Here is a 17963-nt window from a genome sequence, read left to right as displayed (position 1 = left end):
TCGGGTCCTCGGTCGTGAGGTGGTTGTCGAGGGAAACAGCCTCGGCAGTGAGCGCTTTCGCGTTGTAAGTCGTAACGAAGTCCGCCTTCCTGCTGAGCTCGACAGCGCAATCGACTCTGTTTTCGGCCGGACCGTTGAGTTGGGGGCCGCCGTTGAACATGCTCGCAAAGTCGGCCGGAACGTCACCAGGTCAACCGCCGCCAATGACGACTACCGTAGGGCGCTCGGGGTGGCCCATCGCCATGCGGGGCTGCTCATGCATGACGCCGACGAAGCCTTCCGCTGTGTCGCTGAGCTCGACGCCACATCTGAGTCCCACCACGCTGTTCTCGGAGGTCTCCACCGAGCGCGCCTTCTATCTCAGGAAGTCGTCCTCGACCTCGCTCACGCCATGAACCCTCGGCCGGTCTTAGTGCGAGACCTAGCCGTGTCGCCAATTCGGCGATAAGCCTGATCCACTTGACGATTGTCCTGCTACCCCACAGTCACCGTCCGAGATACCAGGAGGAATTGCGAGCAGAACTGAGCGACCTTGCCCAAGCGAAGGCCAGCAAAGCTATGCAGATCGTGTACGCGGTCGAGCAGTTGCGCCGCGTGTGGCAGCTTCGCGCGGCGCTCAAAGCACCAGACCGGTCGCGGTTCTTCAGGTCGCATCGGCTTGCGTGCTGGGTCCTGAAGTCGGAGGTCCGGACCTGGGGGCTCGTCTCGTGGCAGCTGCTCTAGGGCGGGGTGGAGACGGCATGGGACACCGGTGTAGGTGCGGCGATCACGTTCGTGGTCAGCGGTGCCCTGACGTACTGGTGCATCGTGACGCAGCTTCGGAAGCGGTGGCAGATCGAGGTCAGGCAGCGGCGTGAGGAGGACCCACCGAATTCGTGATCATCACGAGTAACATGCACGACATGAGTACGCCCCGCCACCTTCCGGTGGCGGGGCGTTTTCGCGTTACCTGGCATACGTAGGACCAGGCCTGCTACAGTCATATGATCCACTTCCTACTACGCTTCATGATCACCCTCCCTTCGTGTCGGCTCCCTCAATGCCTGAGTTTTCACCGGCGCGAGGCGAACATGAAGCCGGGAAACCGGTTCGGGCAAGCATCGGAGACGTCGGTATAGGTGAGGTATATGAGCTGGCAGAACACACCATGGCGCCTATCTAAGATCCGCCGCCCCCCGGAGGCGGCCTAGTACGTGGCGCTGGCCGATCTGTTCAAGGTCATCCCGCTCCCAGAGCGGCCCGGCCGACGTCGGTGAGAACCAGTCGGTACCCGTTCATCCTGTCCGCGTCTGTCTCGTCGTGGGTGATCCACCCGGCGGCGAAGAGGACGGCCAAGGTCGCGGCGGGGATCCCGGAGCGGCGGGGCGAGAGCGCGTTGTGCCGTACGACCTCATCGCGGACGCGGGATGGAGTACCCGTGACGCCGGTGGAGCCCTGCGCTTGTCCCACCAGCGAATCTCCCAGCTGGCCCCCGTACCGCCCAATAGGCTGTAGACGTCCTTTCAACCTTTGTCCGGTTGGGACGCAATCGCGCCGCCCCTTCGGGCTGGTTACCCGAACAACGGGACGGCGCGCGCCCCCGTCGGCCTTGTGCCGACGGGGGCATGCTCATATCGGAGAGCGGTCAACAACCTGGCGTTCCATCCATCCGGGGCTGGGCGAGGACAACCACGGTCGCGTCGTCCCGATACCCCTCCTCGTTCCCCCGGGTGGCGGCCACGATGGCGTCGGCGAGCGCCTGCGGCTCGCCCCGGTGCTCGCGGACGAGCCTTTCCAGCTCGGCATGCGGGATGCCGTCAGGCACGCCGTCGCTCGTCAGCAGCACCAGCGGATCGGCGATCCGCGCGAAATGCACCGTCGCCACCGACGCGCGGCCGAGCGAGCACCGAATCCAGTTGTCATGCTCCTTGGCTAGCTCGACCGGGATACCGTTGACACGCAGGTACTGGCCCACCGTGTGATCCGTCGACCGCTGCACCAACTGCTCGCCATCCCATCCATAGACCCGCGAATCGCCGGTCCAGGCGATGCCCGTCTCCTCACCCGGCTGGGCAACCGCGAGCACGGCGACCCCATCGGGCGTGATCGGGACCGTCCCGGGTAAGGCCGCGAGCTCGGCCGCGGCGAGAATGCCGAGCGTCGGCGTCTTGCGCGGGCCGACTCGGGAGGCGACCTCGGCCGCGATCTGGGCGAAGCGCGCGATGCCGTCGACAATCGCGGCCCCCACCACATCAGAACCGGGGAGGTGGTGAACGGCGTATCCGTCACAGTTATAGCGGCGATCCCCTCCTTCGGACCGCTCCTGGCCGGCCTCGACCTGACCAACATCGTCATAACAGCCGACGCGATGCACACCCAGACCGGCCACGCCAAGCAGATCCTCGCCCAAGGCGGCGACTACATCCTCATGGTCAAGGCCAACCGGCCCTCCCTGCTGCGGCAGCTCAAAGACCTGCCTTGGAACCAGATCCCGCTCGGCGCACGCACCACCGGGACCGGCCACGGCCGCGGCGAGATCCGCCGGATCAAAATGTGCGGCGTTCACCCCGGCCTGCCCTTCCCCAGAGCCGTCCAGGCCGTCCAGGTCAACGCCGCCGCACCCGCCAAGCCATGAAGGTCACGATCAAAACGGTCTACGCCATCACCAGCATCAAACCCGGCCGCGCCACCCCCGCCCGGACCGGCGAACTCATGCTCGGCCACTGGCAGGTGGAAACCCTCCATCACATCCGCGACGTCACCTACGCCGAGGACGCCGCACGCGCAGCGGAACCGCACCCCGCGCCATGGCCACCCTTCCGCAACCTGGCGATCGGCCTGATCGGCGCCATCGGCTGGAGCAACGTCGCCGAGGCCACCGAGCACTACCGGGCCAATCCCGCCCATGCTCTTCAATGGTTCGGGTCCACGATGTGAACACGCTTCGGCCCTGCCTCCAAGCTGGAGACCACGTTCGGAAACGTGAATGCAGACGTCCTCCAGCATTTCGTTCCCGGTTTCACCCGCGGCGACTTCGTCGAAACCATCCAGAATTCATCCTGGCCCGAATAACAAACCGCAGCCGGTCGACAAGAACTCCGAAGCCATCACGCGAGGATCGAGGCGTCCGCATCGTCCCACGGGTTCCGCAGCGCGTCTGACTTGCTGAGACTTCACGAGGAAAGGCCCCTCCGAGCAGGGCTGCCGTTGGGTGCGCGCCATGTCCGCCAGCCCTGATCAACCAGAGGGCCGCGAGAGCCGCAGCAACACGAATAACGATAGTATGCGCCAGCTAATGATCATTTAATCACTGGAGCACCCTTGCGACGATTAATCACGTATGCCGGTATGGCCCTGGTTGTGCTCACCGCCGGATGTGGGTCCCCAGCCGACGCACCTGCCGACGCGGCGGCCAGCCCAACGGTCAGCCCGATGGCGGCGCTGGAGACGCAACTCGTGGCCAAGCGTGGGGTGAAGGTCAGCGAAATTCAGGAGACCCACGTCGACGGCGAACTCTTCAACAGCGGGAACCGCGACGGCATCGTGGAGTTCAGCGGCACCGGCGTCGCCGGATACGAGTACACGATGAAAACCGAGCTGATGGACACCCCCATCCGGACGCTCGCCATCGGCTCCTACTCCTACCAGTCCGGCGGAGCGATCGCGGACGCGCTGCCCGACGGCAAGACGTGGCTGCAGTCGAAGAGCGAACCGGAGAAGCGAACCCCGTTCTTCAGCCCAATGCTGATCCTCGAACCCGCCACCCTCAAAGCCGTACTGGCGACGACGGCGAAGCAGTCCGGCGGCCTGTACGAGGGAACGATCACTCTGGGCGCTCTCCACGCGGTATCGCCGTCATTCCAGACCGAGGACCTGACTGACACCCGAGAGGCTGCACTGGTGATGTCCTGGCGAATGTCACTGGGCCAGGACGGGCTACCGACACGACTGCTCACGAGCTATTCCGACCCCGAATACACTCTCGGCCCCCTGGAGAAGAAGAGCGACATCCGCTTCTCCTCCTGGGGAACCCCATCGGAAATCGCACCACCGCCGAAGAACGACACAACCACCTGACAAGCGAGAGCCATACGGCATCACAACCAAAGATCAATAGGCACCCATGGCACTAGGCCAGCGCTCGGGCCTGGCGGCCCGAAGCTCATGTCGGTTGTTACTGGACGGTGGGTCATTCGCTGGATTGGGTAGTCCGGCGACACGGGATATCTGCGGGATGATCTTCACTGGATAGGTATCTGGGTGCGGTCTAGCCGCAGGTGAGAGGTCATATCGGCGTAGATTTCATACTGGTCTTGAAAAACCGCTAGGCCGGGTGACCGGTCTCGTGGGTTCGAATCCCACGCTCTCCGGTGAACAGGGAAGACGTTGAGAGCAAGTCTTCGTGACCATCGGCGAGGCGCTCCCGATGGGAGCAAAATGGGAACACCCTGTCATGATCTCGCTTTCCGAGAGGCTTTCCGCTCCGGGATGAGAGCCAGCCGCCTTAGGCGCGGCTCGGTCGGAAGCCGTCTGACCGGGTTCGACGCTGAACGTTACAAAGAAGCGCAACGTCGTTGAGCGGGCGTCAACCGACTGAAGAACTTTCGGGCGATAGCCACCCGCTACGACAAAACGTGCCTCTACCTCGGGACTATCACCCTTGCCGCGTCGGCCTACTGGCTCCGTACCTGACCCGAGAAACAGTCTCTAGTCGCGGCGCGGGAGCCTTACGGCCCGAGCCGGATCGAGCGCTTCCAGTATCGAAAACCCGGGCATATGCTGGCGAAAATCTGCCGATGATCACCGCCGAAGCTCCCAGGGGGACATGATGCCACGGCGATCTGGGGTACTGCGCTGGTCTGCGGGCATCGTGGCGGTCGCGTTCGTCGCGTCGGGACAGTCGGCGGCCGTAGGCGCCACCGGAAGCCCGTCCGGGGCGGGGGACTTCGTCGTGTACGGGTTCAGCCAGTCGGACGTGCACGAGGAGGACCCGCAGGTCTACGAACTCGACCCGGACACCACTATCCGCGCGATCGGGAAGTGGTCCACGGCGGGCGATGAGGCAGCTGACTACAACTTCACGCAGATCGGCCGCTACCACGCCAAGGGCATCAACTTCATGGGAAGCGGCACGGCGAGCATAATCTTCCCGAAGGACTTCGCCACCGCCCAGATCTTCGACGACATGTCGACGCGCGACGCGGACGGCAGTCCGGTGCCCCATGACGAATTCGGTTTTCCGGAGCCGGCACGGCGGGGCAACATCTTCAACCCCAAGTACCGCGAGTATCTCCTTTCCTGGGCGCGCATCCAGGTCGACGGCGGAGTCGACGGGCTCAACTTCGACGAGATCAACGCCGGATTCAGCGGCGGTTTGAAGTACGGCTTCAACGGCAACGAGGGCTTCGACGACTACGCGATCGCCGACTTCAACCGGTACCTCCTGGCGAAGTATCCGACCTTCACCGCTGCGGACTGGTCGTCGCGCTTCGGTATGACCGGCGACAACATCCTCCGTCGCGACGTGCCGGCCGGCGACCTGGCGGCCAATTTCAACTACCGCGATTACCTGCGGGCCGGCGGCTGGAATCTCGACCCCCTGAACGCGGCGAATCCGCTCGCTCCCGAGTGGGGCCGGGTGGTCGCCAACCGCATGTACGCCGAGGACACATCGTTCACCGCAACGTACATCCGCCGGTACTGGAAAGAGATTGTCGACAAAATGCGGGCGTACGCCTGGCGCACCCGGCACCGCAGCATTCTCATCTCCTCGAACGGGCTATGGCCCTATGTGGACTTCAACAGCGTCGGCATGTACCCGTGGAACCCGGACGAGCAGACGCCCGACTTCCGCGGCGCCGACTACGTGCCGGTGGTCGACGGTCACCTCAACGGCGCCAAGTCACTCCAGTCGCAGTACCGCTACCTGAAGACGCAGAGTGTCCGGATCGCAGGTCACGTTCCGGTCGTCGTGTTCATCGACTGGCCGAACGACATGATGACCAACTACCTCAACCTGCCGCTGCAGGAGAAGAAGGACTACTGGCGGATCTTCGGCGCCGAGGCGTACGCGAACGGCATCTTCCCTGCCTTCCATCTGAAGGACACCGTGGGCAGCCCCACCGCGACGGACCTCGGAATGATGGACTTCTTCAAGACGTACACCCGCTTCTACAAGGACCATCGCGCGATTTTCAAGGACAATGAGATCGGCACCCAGGCGGTACAGGTCGGTGCGGCCAATGTCGCGGCGAGTGTGCTCGTGCAGCGCGGCACCGGCAAGCGCTCCATCCACCTCGTCAACCACAACTACGGCCAGGGCGTCACACCCCAGGCAGGGTTCACGGTGAAGGCTGACCTGGACTCCTGCCCGCGCCGCGTCTCGTTGATCTCGCCAGATTTCCCGCAGCCGAAGTCGCCGGCATTCTCCTGCCGGCACGGCAAGCTGAAGCTGACCGTCGACCGCCTCGACTACTACAACATCATCCAGCTGTAGCCGGATGGTCAGTTGCCGGCGGTTCCAGAGCGCGTTCTGCTAGGCGCGAGCCAGTACGGGACTCCCCGCACCAAAGCTCGCACCAGGACGTTCACTGGGTAATCCAGTCGATCCCGGCGAATCAGGGAGGCTCGCAGGATCGCGGCTGTCGCACGGTGTGGCGTCGGAGGTTCTCGTAGCCGAGTAGGGCGACGACGTCCCTCACGAAACACGGGTCTCGTTGTCATCCGGAACCGGTCCTCCACAGCGTCGATACCTATGACACCTGAGGACGGAGTTCGTGGATGGACGATGATTTCGACAGCTTCGTAGTGCAACGCTACGACCGGTTACGAGGTTCGGCCTTTCTGCTTACGGGAGACCTCGCGACCGCTGAAGACATAGTGCAGACGGCGCTGGCGAAGGCATGGGCTGCGTGGGGGCGGATCAATACCAACCCCGATTCCTATGTGTACCGGATCGTGGTGAACACCCATATCTCCTGGTGGCGCAGGAAATGGCGCAATGAGCTGCCCTCCCTGGAACTGCCCGAGCATCCCGACCCTTACGACTTCACCACCGAGGTGGTACAGCGGCAGGCGCTCCTGGCGGCGGTCGGCGGCCTGCCGAGGAAACAGCGGGTAATCGTCGTGCTGCACTACTTCGAGCAGTTGACGCTCATCCAGTGCGCCGAAGTGCTCGGATGCTCGCTCGGGACAGTCAAGACGCAGCTCGGCCGCGCACTGAAACGGCTCCGCGTCGATCCGGAAATCCAGCCAGCGGAGGTGGAACTGTGAACTACACCGAAGAGCAGCTGCGCGAGGCGCTGGCCGAATGCGTCATCCCGGGGTCTCCTGACGTGCAGCAGATCGTCCGGCGGGGTCGCCGCATCAAACGGCGTAGGAGGGCGGGTCTCGCGCTCGCGGGCCTCGCCGCGGCCGCCGCCGCTTCCTTGGGGGTTCAGCACGTCTGGGTAGGTCCGGTCCAGGTGGCGCAACGACCGCCGACGACGACGGCGACGGCCTCGGTGGCGCCCAGTCTGCCGCCCGAGAACACCCGAGCTGCGCCCCCCGCTCCGTTGATCGCGAGCCGGTCATCCGACACCGTACTCGCCGGCAAGACGGTGGAGTTCCAGCCGTTGAGCTTCTTCACCTCGTACATGATCGTCTGCGCCGACCCGGATGCGTGGGTGATCACGCGGTCGAGGGGCGGCGCCGTGAGCCGGTGCGGCCAGCAGGGCTCGTTTATCGTCAGCGAGAGCAAGCGGTCGGCGTCGCCGGGGTGGTTGGAGCGCACACAGGAGTTCGAGGTCTGGGTGCTGCCCGCAGACCTCCCGGTCCACGAGCCGATGCGACCCACCGGTCCCGACCCGTACGCCGGATGCACGGTGGCTAGGAAGGACGTGGGCTGGTGCGACGGCAAGTACCTGATGAATCTCCTGGTAAAGATGCCTGGTGTTCTGGAGAAACTGGCCGAGGAGACCGAGTCGCAGCCAGGGGCATGGGCGGTCGGCGTCTATGACCGGGCAGACGCGACCGACCCCTTCCCAAAACCGAACGCCACCGACACCGTGCAGCCGTGAGCCGGCCATGGACACGGCGAGGCCTGAGCCGAGGAACAGCCCTGATGCCGCCGATCGTGAGCATCCCGATCTGGCGCGACGTGAGGCCGCGGTGCAGCATGGCACCAGCGGCCGGTGGTGACGAGTCGGATTGATCGAAGGCAGCGGACCCGTTGACGGCAGGCACGCGACGATCAAAGTTGACCGAAGCCGCAACATGAGGAATGGGAACTGGGATGGCTTCCAGCGGGGGACATCTGCGTCTGCAGATTCTGGGTCCGTTGCGGCTCTGGCGAGACGGTGTCGAGTTGGACGCCGGGCCTCGGCAGCAGGCGTACCTGCTCGCCCTGCTGCTCGCCCGGGCGGGCAAGCCGATCAGCACGAGCGAACTGATCGATCTGATCTGGGATCACGACGTCCCGGCCTCGGCCGTCAACATTCTCCAGAAGTACGTCGGCGCGCTCCGGCGCCTGCTTGAGCCTGCGCTGCCCCTCCGTGGAACCGGCTCCTACCTGCAGCGCCGCGGCAACGGGTACTTCTTCGCGTCCGCGCCCGGCATGCTCGACGTCGTCACGTTCCGTGAGCTGGTCGCAGCGGCCAAGGCCGGCATCGCGGAGCGGCGGCCCGATGCGGCGCTCGACCGATACGTGGAGGCGCTCGGGATCTGGCACGGTTCCGCAGGTGAGGGGCTGGCCCACGGATCGACGGCGATGACGATTTTCGCCGCGCTGGACAACGAGTTCTTCGGCGCGTGCGTGGCGGCGGCCGAGCTCGCGATGGCACAGGGCCAGCCCGCACGCGTGCTCCGTTCGCTGCACCTTGCCGCCCGGATGGCGCCGTTGCACGAGAACGTGCAGGCGAGTCTCATCTCCGCCCTGGCGGCCGCCGGTCAGCAGGCAGAGGCCCTTTCGATGTTCGGGACGGTCCGTATCCGGCTCGCCGAGGAACTCGGCATCGATCCCGGGCCGGTGCTGGTGGCCGCGCACCGGCGCGTGCTGGAACCCGTACCGGCCGTGGAAACCGAGCCCTCGCCGGACCACGCGCCGCCGCCCGCCGCTCGCCTGGTCGGCCGGGACGACGAACTGGCGGTGTTGCGGCAGGCGCTCGCCGGAGGCTCGGGGCTCGTCATCGTCGAGGGAGAGCCCGGGGTGGGCAAGACCCGCCTGCTGGAGGAGGCCGGCGCCGAGGCGGAACGGCGCGGCGCCCTCGTGGTCTGGGGCCGCTGCCTGGCGGGGGACGGCACGCCGTCGATGTGGCCGTGGTTGCAGGTTGTCGGCGCGGTCCTCGACAGCCTGCCGGTCCCGGCGCGGGCGGACTGGCAGGCCAGTGAGCTGAGCCGCCTCGTGGAACCGGACTCCGGTACGCCGTTGTTGCCCGACAACGGCGCCCGGTTCCGCCTGTTCGAGCGGGCGGTGGCCCTCGTCGGCCACGTGTCGGTACGGCGGCCGGTGGTGCTCGTGGTCGACGACCTCCAGTGGGCCGACGTGGCCTCGCTGGAGCTGTTCAGTCACCTGGCGGCCCGGCTGCCGGGCGGCACCGTGATCGTCGGCGCGCTCCGCGACCGGGCGCCCGTACCCGGCTCCGAGCTGGCGCGGATGCTGGCCGCGGCGAGCCGGCTGCCCGGTCACCGCCGGATCAGGCTCGGTCAGCTCGGCCCGGACGAGGTGGCCGAGCTGGTCCGCCGCGAGACCGGCCACAATCCCGGTCCCGGCGCCGCTCGCAGCATCCACGCTCGTACGGCCGGCAACCCGTTCTTCGTCCGGGAGCTGTCCCGGTTTCTCGCCGACAACGGTGAGCTCAGCGAGGACGCCGTGGCGCGGACCGGGGTGCCCGCCACCGTGCGGGACGTCGTCCGTGACCGCATCGCCGGTCTGGACGACGACGCCGGCGAGCTGTTGCAGCTCGCCGCGCTCATCGGCCGGGACGTCGACCTCGCGCTGCTCGCCCGCGCTGCCCGTCTTGACCTGCAGGCGTGTCTCGACGGTCTGGAACCGTTGGAGGCGCTCGGCCTGCTCGAACCTTCGCCCGGGGACCCGTACACGTTCCGCTTCGCGCACGACCTGGTCCGCGAGTCGGTCGCCGGGAGCACGCCGCGGCTGACTCAATTGCACCTGCGGGTGGCGGACGCGCTGGAGCGCATGGCCGCCGAGGACGAGCGCCTCGCCCACCACCTGTGGGCCGCCGGTCCGCTGGCGGATCCGGCCCGGACCGCGGGTGCGCTGGTCCGCGCAGGCCGCTCCGCGGGCAAAAAGTCCGCGATCGAGGCCGCCTCCCGGCATCTGCGGGCGGCCGCGCAGGTGGCGCGGGCAGCGGGCCTGGTGGAGCTGGAACTGTCGGCCCTCGCGCTGCTCACCGCGGTCGGCGGGATGCGGGCGGGGTATGTCGGCTCGGCGCTGGAGATGCTGGAACGCGCCGAGCACCTGGCCCGTGACCTCGGCAGGGAACGGGAGGCCACCGACTTCCTCTTCTCCCGCTGGGCCGCGTACGCCCAGGGCATTCAGCTGGACCACGCCGGCCAGTTGGCGGGCCGGCTGCTCGCGCAGGGCGAGATGTCCACCGATCCGATCGTACGCGCCTATGGCCAGCACGCCTGGGGCATGCACCAGTGGGGCATCGGCAACATCGGCGAGGCGTTCCGGTACCTCAGCCAGTCGACCTCGACCATGCGCGACGACATGGCCCGGCGCGATGAAGATCTTCTCAGGCACGACCTGCAGTTCCTCTCACCCGTGATGCTCGCGCTGATGACCGGACTGCACGGTGACGTCGATGGAGCGCGCGCTCTGCTGGACCGGCTGGAGGCCGCAGCGGGCGATGACCCCTATGTCGTCACGGTCTGGGCCGCCTTCGCCGTCACGTTGGCGGCGCAGGCGGGCGACCCGGCCTGGGCGTTGCGCGCGGCGGAGCGGGGGATAGCGCTGGATCCCGAGTTCTCCTTCGTCTTCTTCGGCAGTTACCAGCGATTGGCGCGGTGCTGGGCGCGCGCCGTGACCGGCGACGATCCGGCCGGCGCCGCGGCGGAGGCGCAGGGAATCATCGCCGTAGCGCTGTCCGATCCGCCGCGTTCTGTGCTGGCCACCTGGTGCACACTGCTCGGTGAGATGTGGCTGGCGGCCGGGAAGCTGGACGAGGCCGCCGACGCCCTCGACCGGGCCGACCTGCTACTCGACGCATACGGCGAGCGCGACTCCGAGGGGCTGCTGCTCCTGCTGAAAGCGCGGCTGACGCAGGCGCGCGGTGCGCCTTCCGCCGCCGTCCGGGCCGCCGCCGAACGGGCGCGAACACTGTCCGTCGAACGTGAAGCGCACCTGTTCGCCCACCGCGCCAAGCGACTGATCGCCGACCTGACCGAGTAATAGTTCAGCGCTCGATATTCGATTTGGGTGGCGAGTAGACGGCCCAGATGTGGAAGACCAGTCCGATGCCCCAGAAGACGATCGACCACAGCGGCCAGAAGAAGTGCTCCGGGTCGTAGACGAGCCACACCACGACCTGGGCCAGATTGGCCACGACATAGGAAACCAGGTGGATCCGCAGACCCCATATTTTGGCGGCCTCGCTCTTCTTGTAATTCATGCCCGCAGGCTAGATCGGCGTACTGGATGACGAGTGAATCGCTCGTTCAGTGGTCGTCAACTGCCCGCGCTCTACATTGACCCAGCAATCGAGGTGCGAACACGTAGAGAGGTCCACATTATGACGACGACTCGCCGAGCGGTGCTGGCCGGATCCGCCGCGGTCGCGACCGGAGCCCTGCTGGGAACGTCCGAGGCGCAGGCCCGTCCCCGACCGGAAACCAAACCCACCGTGGTGCTCGTGCACGGCGCGTTCGCCGACGCCTCCGGTTGGAACGACGTCGCCGCCAAGCTCATCCGCGAGAATTATCCGGTCATCGCCCCGGCGAACCCGCTGCGCAGCGTGGCCACCGACTCCGCTTACCTGGCCTCCGTCCTCGCCACCCTCAGTGGCCCGATCGTCCTGGCCGCCCACTCCTACGGCGGGATCGTCGTCACGAACGCCGCGGCCGGCAACCCGAACGTGAAGGCACTGGTGTACGTGGCCGCGTTCGCTCCCGACGAGGGTGAGTCGCTGCTGCAACTGCAGACGCAGTTCCCGGGAAGCAAGCTCAACGAGGCGGCGCTGGACTTTCGTCCTTACGCCGAGGGCCTCGTCGACGGCTACATCAAGAAGGAGTTCTTCCGCAGCGTCTTCGCCGGTGACGTGCCGAAGGCGACCACCGACCTGATGCACGCAGGTCAGCGGCCCGCCGACGCGCGCACGCTCGGGGAGCCGTCCGGCGCCCCGGCGTGGAAGACCATTCCCTCCTACTACCTCGTCGCCCGCAACGACCAGGTGCTCCCCGCCGCGGCCCAGCGGTTCATGGCGAAGCGGGCCGGGTCACAGGTCCGCGAGATCGGCGCCTCGCACGTCGCGATGATCTCGGAGCCGGCCGCGACCGCCGACCTCATCAAGCGCGCCGCGCGCTGAGATCACCATGCATGTACGTGCGTACGAAGGCCAGTGCACCGCTGAGGAGACGCGGCACACCGCTGCCAGATCGCTCATCAGGAATCCGAAGCTGACGCTGTTCGCGCTGGCGCTGGGCACCTTCGCGATCGGCACCGGCGAGTTCGGCAGCAACGGAATCATCCAGCTTTTCGCGTCCGACCTGGACGTGTCGATCCCGGTTGCCACGTACGCGATCACCGCCTACGCCTTCGGGGTGGTGATCGGCTCTCCGGCGATCACTCTGCTCGCCGCCCGGGTCAACCGGCGCACGCTGCTGCTCGGCCTGGTCGTGCTCTTCCTGGCCGGCAACGGGCTGTCCGCGCTGGCGCCGAATATCGCGCTGCTCGTCGTCTTCCGGTTCGTGGCGGGCAGCGTTCAAGGGGCGTTCTTCGGCGCTGGGGCGGTGGTCGCGGCGTACGTGTACGGCCCGGGCCAGGGAGGCAAGGCGTTCGCCACGGTGATGGGGGGACTCACCGTCGCCACCATCGCCGGGGCGCCGCTCGGCACCTTCATCGGGCAGCACGCCGGCTGGCGCGTCATGTACTGGACCGTGGTCGCCGTTGGCCTGCTCGCCGGTGCCGCCCTGGTGGCCTGGTTGCCCCGTACCGACGATTTGCGCGGTGGTTCCATCAGGAACGAGCTGAACGGCCTGCGCCGGCTCAACGTCTGGGTGATGGTCACCGTCGCCTCGCTCGGCATCTCCAGCATCTTCGCCGTTTATACGTTCATCGGTCCTTTCGTCACTGACGCGGCGCTGCGGGACGCCGCGCTCATTCCGGTCGCACTCGCCGTGTTCGGCCTCGGCATGGCGGTCGGCAACCAGCTCGGTGGACGTGTCGCCGACCGATACGAGCACGGGGGTCTGATTTGGGGGTACGGCGGCGTGCTGGCACTCCTGGTGCTGATCGGCGTGGCCGGGAGTAACTTGCTGATACTGCTGCCCTGTCTGTTCGGCGTCGGCGCGACCATGATGCTGGCGATCCCCACCATTCAGGTGCGGCTGACCGGTTTCGCGCCGGACGCCCCGACCCTGATGGGCGCGCTCAATCTGGCCGCGCTCAATCTGGCCAACTCGCTCGGCGCGATCGGTGGGGCGATCACCCTGGAAGCGGGCTGGGGGACGCTTTCTACCGTCTGGGCTGGCTTCGTCCTCACGTCCGCTGGTCTGCTGCTGTACGTCGTGACCGTCGCCCGGGTGAAGCCAAGAGTGATCGGAGGCGCGGCTTCAACCTTGTCGATCACCTGACGATGCCGGAACCTGAGACCAGGACGATGTCGGCAGACGCTGCACCAGGAGGACCAAATGGACGTCGCTGAATTGCTCGAAAAAGTACGAGATGCCGCCACAGTCCGGCGCGCTTTCGGCGAACCGATCACCTCGAATGGTGTGACGGTCATTCCCGCGGCCCGTGTCGGTGGGGGTGGCGGAGGTGGCGGCGGCAGCCGGGACGGTGATCAGCCCGGCGAGGGCTCGGGCGGCGGCTTCGGGGTGGCAGTCTCGCCGACCGGTGTATTCGTCATCAAGGACGACACCGTCCACTGGCATCCCGCGATCGACTACAACAGGATCGTCCTGGGTGGTCAGATTGTTGCCGTCGTCGCGCTTCTCACCGTAGGCGCCATCCTGCGCCGGCGTGCTCGGCGATCGTGACCATCTGCTCAAAGCTCAATCGCGCCTGAGGTGGGTCCAATCCGCCCTGTTCCCGATCAAGGAACAGGGCGGTTGTGTTGTTGGTCAGCTGGTGTCGGCTCAGTTGAAGGGGTTGTCGAAGGTGCCGCTGCTCTTGGTGCGTGTCATGTACTGATATCCGTTGCTGGCGCTGAACCAGCCGGCGGTCACGTCGAAGCGGAGGTTGTAGACGGTGCCGCCGAAGTTGTTTTCGCCGCCGTACAGGGCGACCTGCTGGCACCCGCTAGCCGAGGTGGAACCGGTCCAGGCCGGGTAGTTCGTGGTCGTGCCGTTGACCTTGATGAGGAAGGACGGCTGGGGGTAGGCGTTCTGCCAGCACAGGCTCAGCGTGTAGCGGTACTTCGTGTTGGAATCATCGAACGCGACGGTCCCTTCCAGGCGGGCCAACTGCATCCCGGAGCCGTCGTTGGCGAGCACCTGCACGTATACCTGCTGGTCCGCGCTGTACGCGGCGTGGGCGGGAGTGGCGGGCAGGAAGGTGACGGCCAAGGCCGTTACGGCGAGTGCGATCGACGTCGTCAGGCGACGTCCCCACGAGCGTTCGGTCAATTCACACCTCATCAATTCAGGAGTGAGGGAACGCCCGGAGGTTATATATAGGATCTTGAACAGTCCAGTATGGCGATTTGAGGCTCCAATCTCAAAGGCACCTCACGCATCATTGGTCATACTGTTCTTGTGGCGACCTGGGGAATTGCGGTTCTGGGAAATCTGGCGTGACCGCTGAAAGTTTCATTTCCGCGGACCGGAGCGGACACGCCAGCTCGCCAATACGATCAGCCACACCTGTATGTAATTAGTAGAGCGTGATCCACGTCGGCCCATTTCTCGGTACCCATCCGCACGAATTCGGCCTCATCCCAGTACGTCAAGGCCCGCGTAGGCCCGGCACTCCGCATGCCTGTTCGGCAGATGCCAGTTCTGCATGATCGACGTGAAATTGGCCCATCGCCAGGTCTCCGGGCTTAGCTCCGCCAGGACCCGTACGACCCGCTGCTGCGGTTCCGTCAGTTCCGCGAACGATGGCAGGGGACGGGGCGCGCCGCCCGGGAATGTCAGCCGAAGCGCCGCGGCGGTCGTCGTGAACGCGGCGATTTCTGAGGTTCGTGACAATCCCTCGACCACGGCACCGACGGTTTCTGGTGGTATGCGGTCGTCGAGCATCGCCAACGTCTGCGACGCGTAGCCGCGTAGGTCGCCATCCAGGAAGTGCACCGCAGGTTCCACGTCCGCCTTCGGAGGGTCGGCGCTCGCCGCGGCCAATACGCCGATCACTTCGGGCTCAATGACATTCAACTGCGCGAGGGCTATCCCGGCGGCCCAGCGCAGCAGCGGCTCAGAGCCGCGAAGGAGTTCACGCAGACGCGGAACCAGCTCCGCGTCTGACAGCAGCCCGGCGGAGACGACCGCGTTGGCCAAGACGCCGATGACGGCCTCGGATTCGAGCAATGTACGGAGTGCGGCGACGGAACCTTCCGCTTCCTCCGGAAACCAGCCCAGAAGGTACGCGGTGGCGGCCCGGATCCGCGGATCATCGTCACCCAGCAGTCGGCGCAGGGCGGGAAGCTCGGCTTGCACGGCTTCGTAGGCGTCCAGCACGTGCTGTGCGGATTGCAGGGCTTGGGGGTGCTCGAACATCGCACGCCGCATGTTCCTGACCTGTCGTTCACCTTCGTTCTGGGCCGCCTCGACCCACTCGTCGATCTTGCGCTGCTCTTCGGCGGGGTCGGTGCACGCATCCGCTCGATCTCGGCCCGCCAGCCTGCGATGTTGACGCCGTTCGGCAGGTACTCCTCGTCGTATCCGATCGCCACCGCGACCAGCAGTTGCACGAGCTGGTCCCGTTGAGGGGTCGCCGGATCGATGGCCAGACGTGCCAGAAATGGGACGGCGTGCGCGGTCGCCTGATAGCGGCTGCCCTGATGAAAGATGTTGCCGTACAACTCGTAAAGGGCGGCTTCATGCTCCTTCGGTGATTCGGAGCGCAGGGCCCGCAGCAGCCTCGGAACGTCCTCCGCAGGACCGTAGGCGTGCTCCAGTTCTGCCCAGCGGATCTCGTCCAATCCTGTCAGGACATTGTGATCACTCATGGCGTGCAGTGTGCCAGCCGCTGAGCGTCAATGACGGCAGACAGGATTGTCCGCGAGCTCAGATAATACGGCGCGCCACAGACCTCTCAGGGTTCTTCCACCTCGACGATGATGTCGGCGATTCCCTCGAAGACGGCGGGTTCCTTACCGCAGGTAGATGCCGGCTTACCGGCCAGGGCCCAAAGAAGGTTGGCCGCGCCGCAGGTGGCGGTCGCGCCGATGGAGACGCCGGGGATCGCGGAAAGGCTGTGCAGGAAAGCGGCGGTCTGGTCCACTGCCTTGGCGGCGATATCCACGCCGGGGAGACCGAAGTTGGGCTGCGGGTCTCGGGCGGCGGCGGATGAGGTGGTGGCCGAGCCCATGATGGCGAGCGTGGTGAGGAGGGAGGTGATTACCAGGCGATGGAACATGGGCACTCTCCACGGGAACAATTACTTTGAGTAGTCACCTTCTCCCCTGTGGCAGCGCTGAGTAACAGGTTGCCGAGTCATGGTTTGGTCAGATGCCTTTGAAGGACTGGGTGATTCGGCGGAGGGCGGGGCGGTATCGGTCCGCGTCGGAGGCGAAGGTCCAGGTCATCACTCGGTGGTAGTTCGTCGGCCCTTCGATCACGGTGAGCCAGTACGCGAATCGCAAGCCGTTCAGGGTGAGACTGAACTCGTATTCCAGCGCGGGGGCGCCGTTGATGCTGAGGTTCTTGGGGGTGGCCAGATCGGTCACTTCCGCCGCGGCCGACAACTCCTTGATGCTGAGGTCCGCGAAGCCCTGCAGATCGACCTCGAAGTCCTCCCTGGGCTGGGACAACACCAGGAGATATTGCGTGACCGTCGGATCCACTAGCTCGATCTTGCCGATCGGATTGAGTTCGTAGGTCTTCCAGCCGTTGGGGACGGTCACCTGGCTGGACTGGTCATCGGCCACGACGACTTTGCGGGTGGGCGCCGCGGTCGCGGATTCAGCGGCGCTGGTTTCGGGGGCACGGGTTTCGGGAGTACTGGTTTCGGCCGCCTGGGTTGAGGCTGTCGCCGAGGGTTTGCCGGTGGTGGCCCTATTGCCCGCCGCCACAATGGACGCGACCAGGATCGCCGCCACGCCGACCAGGGCGGCCACGCCCACGATCCACGCGGCGATTGAGGTCTTCGGCCTGGGCGGCATCGGCGGCGGAAAGCCGTCCTGCTGATATCCCCACGCCGGTGGCGGCGCCGGCTGTTGCCAGGGGTTTTCGATTGGTCGCTGCTGCCCCTGGGGCGGTTGAGGTGGCCACATGATGGTGCTCGTCCTTTACCAGAGGCCGGACCGGGATCGCCGGGACGGTGAGATTGGGACGAGGATAGAAGCCCGGCATCCCCTTGTACTGCGCAAAAATACGCACTCACCCGTGTGCGGACGCGTGTGATTCCGCGGACTGCGGCAGGTAAACAATCGCCCAGACTTCAGCGTTTTACTCGATCACAGGAATACGGCCGCGAAGGCAAAGTTCTGCGTACCTGGGTTGACCTGGGCTTGAGCGTGGATATGTTGGAGCTGTCGCGGTTAATCCTCGACCCAAGAAGCCGCAAGGTCCGCCCTCCGACCAGCCCCATTTGGCAAAGCGGACGCAGCCCCACTGTCTACAAAAAGCAGCTCCAGGCTTACCGCCCTGCGGCGCGGTCACGTAAA

Annotated in this window: 18 protein-coding genes and 1 pseudogene; 12 read left to right on the top strand and 7 right to left on the bottom strand. The window is 66.0% G+C overall.

What is annotated here, in order from left to right; all coding sequences use genetic code 11:
- Positions 1 to 1218 precede the first annotated feature (1218 nt).
- On the bottom strand, positions 1219 to 1449 hold the full coding sequence (locus tag Acor_RS37990) for a hypothetical protein (RefSeq protein WP_155341610.1): 231 nt from the start codon (positions 1447 to 1449) through the stop codon (positions 1219 to 1221).
- A 175-nt stretch (positions 1450 to 1624) separates the two neighbouring features.
- Positions 1625 to 2230, bottom strand: coding sequence for a PP2C family protein-serine/threonine phosphatase (locus Acor_RS37985; RefSeq protein ID WP_174876255.1), 606 nt, complete (start codon positions 2228 to 2230; stop codon positions 1625 to 1627).
- A gap of 18 nt (positions 2231 to 2248) precedes the next feature.
- Here Acor_RS37985 and Acor_RS37980 point away from each other — a divergent pair, with 18 nt between their 5' ends.
- The 8 genes and pseudogenes from Acor_RS37980 to Acor_RS37945 all read left to right on the top strand — a co-directional run bounded on the left by Acor_RS37980 (position 2249) and on the right by Acor_RS37945 (position 11371).
- Positions 2249 to 2614, top strand: coding sequence for a hypothetical protein (locus Acor_RS37980; RefSeq protein WP_170317291.1), 366 nt, complete (start codon positions 2249 to 2251; stop codon positions 2612 to 2614).
- Positions 2611 to 2916: a hypothetical protein gene (locus Acor_RS37975; protein ID WP_155341608.1), complete on the top strand. Its 306-nt coding sequence runs from the start codon at positions 2611 to 2613 to the stop codon at positions 2914 to 2916. The genes Acor_RS37980 and Acor_RS37975 overlap by 4 nt, the downstream gene beginning before the upstream one ends.
- Before the next feature lie 411 nt (positions 2917 to 3327).
- Positions 3328 to 4056 carry a hypothetical protein gene (locus Acor_RS37965; protein ID WP_155341607.1) on the top strand — a complete coding sequence of 243 codons (729 nt, stop codon included), beginning with the start codon at positions 3328 to 3330 and terminating at the stop codon, positions 4054 to 4056.
- A gap of 481 nt (positions 4057 to 4537) precedes the next feature.
- Positions 4538 to 4671: pseudogene (locus Acor_RS45145) on the top strand (IS5/IS1182 family transposase); the annotation flags it as partial.
- 178 nt (positions 4672 to 4849) lie between these two features.
- The gene (locus Acor_RS37960) at positions 4850 to 6475 is read left to right on the top strand and encodes a hypothetical protein (RefSeq protein WP_155341606.1); all 1626 of its coding nucleotides are present in this window, start codon (positions 4850 to 4852) and stop codon (positions 6473 to 6475) included.
- 284 nt (positions 6476 to 6759) lie between these two features.
- Positions 6760 to 7251 carry a SigE family RNA polymerase sigma factor gene (locus Acor_RS37955; RefSeq protein WP_155341605.1) on the top strand — a complete coding sequence of 164 codons (492 nt, stop codon included), beginning with the start codon at positions 6760 to 6762 and terminating at the stop codon, positions 7249 to 7251.
- Positions 7248 to 8036 carry a hypothetical protein gene (locus Acor_RS37950; protein WP_155341604.1) on the top strand — a complete coding sequence of 263 codons (789 nt, stop codon included), beginning with the start codon at positions 7248 to 7250 and terminating at the stop codon, positions 8034 to 8036. Before Acor_RS37955 ends, Acor_RS37950 begins: the two co-directional genes overlap by 4 nt.
- A 260-nt stretch (positions 8037 to 8296) precedes the next feature.
- Entirely contained in the window at positions 8297 to 11371 is a 3075-nt protein-coding gene (locus Acor_RS37945) for an ATP-binding protein (RefSeq protein ID WP_218034747.1), read from the top strand.
- A gap of 4 nt (positions 11372 to 11375) precedes the next feature.
- On the opposite strand, the gene Acor_RS37940 is transcribed toward Acor_RS37945, so the two are convergent.
- On the bottom strand, positions 11376 to 11591 hold the full coding sequence (locus Acor_RS37940; RefSeq protein WP_155341602.1) for a 2TM domain-containing protein: 216 nt from the start codon (positions 11589 to 11591) through the stop codon (positions 11376 to 11378).
- Positions 11592 to 11711: 120 nt separating this feature from the next.
- Between Acor_RS37940 and Acor_RS37935 the strand changes: the two genes are divergently transcribed.
- Genes Acor_RS37935 through Acor_RS37925 form a run of 3 tightly spaced genes read left to right on the top strand, consistent with a single transcriptional unit; the run spans position 11712 to position 14175 of the window.
- Entirely contained in the window at positions 11712 to 12503 is a 792-nt protein-coding gene (locus Acor_RS37935; protein WP_155341601.1) for an alpha/beta fold hydrolase, read from the top strand.
- A 7-nt stretch (positions 12504 to 12510) separates the two neighbouring features.
- On the top strand, positions 12511 to 13770 hold the full coding sequence (locus Acor_RS37930; protein ID WP_155341600.1) for an MFS transporter: 1260 nt from the start codon (positions 12511 to 12513) through the stop codon (positions 13768 to 13770).
- A gap of 57 nt (positions 13771 to 13827) precedes the next feature.
- Positions 13828 to 14175 (top strand): spore germination protein GerW family protein, encoded by a 348-nt coding sequence (locus Acor_RS37925; RefSeq protein ID WP_155341599.1) that lies wholly within the window; start codon positions 13828 to 13830, stop codon positions 14173 to 14175.
- A gap of 99 nt (positions 14176 to 14274) precedes the next feature.
- Here the strand turns inward: Acor_RS37925 and Acor_RS37920 are convergent, their stop codons facing one another.
- A complete protein-coding gene (locus Acor_RS37920; protein WP_155341598.1) occupies positions 14275 to 14763 on the bottom strand; it encodes a hypothetical protein in 489 nt (162 codons plus the stop codon).
- 306 nt (positions 14764 to 15069) lie between these two features.
- The gene (locus Acor_RS45140; protein ID WP_246239686.1) at positions 15070 to 15852 is read right to left on the bottom strand and encodes a HEAT repeat domain-containing protein; all 783 of its coding nucleotides are present in this window, start codon (positions 15850 to 15852) and stop codon (positions 15070 to 15072) included.
- On the opposite strand from Acor_RS45140, the gene Acor_RS45135 reads away from it, so the two are divergent.
- Positions 15835 to 16062, top strand: a complete 228-nt coding sequence (locus Acor_RS45135; RefSeq protein WP_246239685.1) for a hypothetical protein — start codon at positions 15835 to 15837, stop codon at positions 16060 to 16062. The two genes, Acor_RS45140 and Acor_RS45135, sit on opposite strands and share 18 nt — an antisense overlap.
- 328 nt (positions 16063 to 16390) lie before the next feature.
- Here Acor_RS45135 and Acor_RS37910 read toward each other — a convergent pair whose 3' ends face one another.
- Positions 16391 to 16714: a hypothetical protein gene (locus Acor_RS37910; RefSeq protein WP_155341597.1), complete on the bottom strand. Its 324-nt coding sequence runs from the start codon at positions 16712 to 16714 to the stop codon at positions 16391 to 16393.
- Between the two features lie 88 nt (positions 16715 to 16802).
- A complete protein-coding gene (locus Acor_RS37905) occupies positions 16803 to 17459 on the bottom strand; it encodes a hypothetical protein (protein WP_155341596.1) in 657 nt (218 codons plus the stop codon).
- Positions 17460 to 17963 lie beyond the last annotated feature (504 nt).

The organism is Acrocarpospora corrugata, assembly GCF_009687845.1.
Classification (GTDB): domain Bacteria; phylum Actinomycetota; class Actinomycetes; order Streptosporangiales; family Streptosporangiaceae; genus Acrocarpospora; species Acrocarpospora corrugata.
Note: the sequence above shows the minus strand (reverse complement) of the source record. Positions and strands in the feature narration are given on the sequence as shown.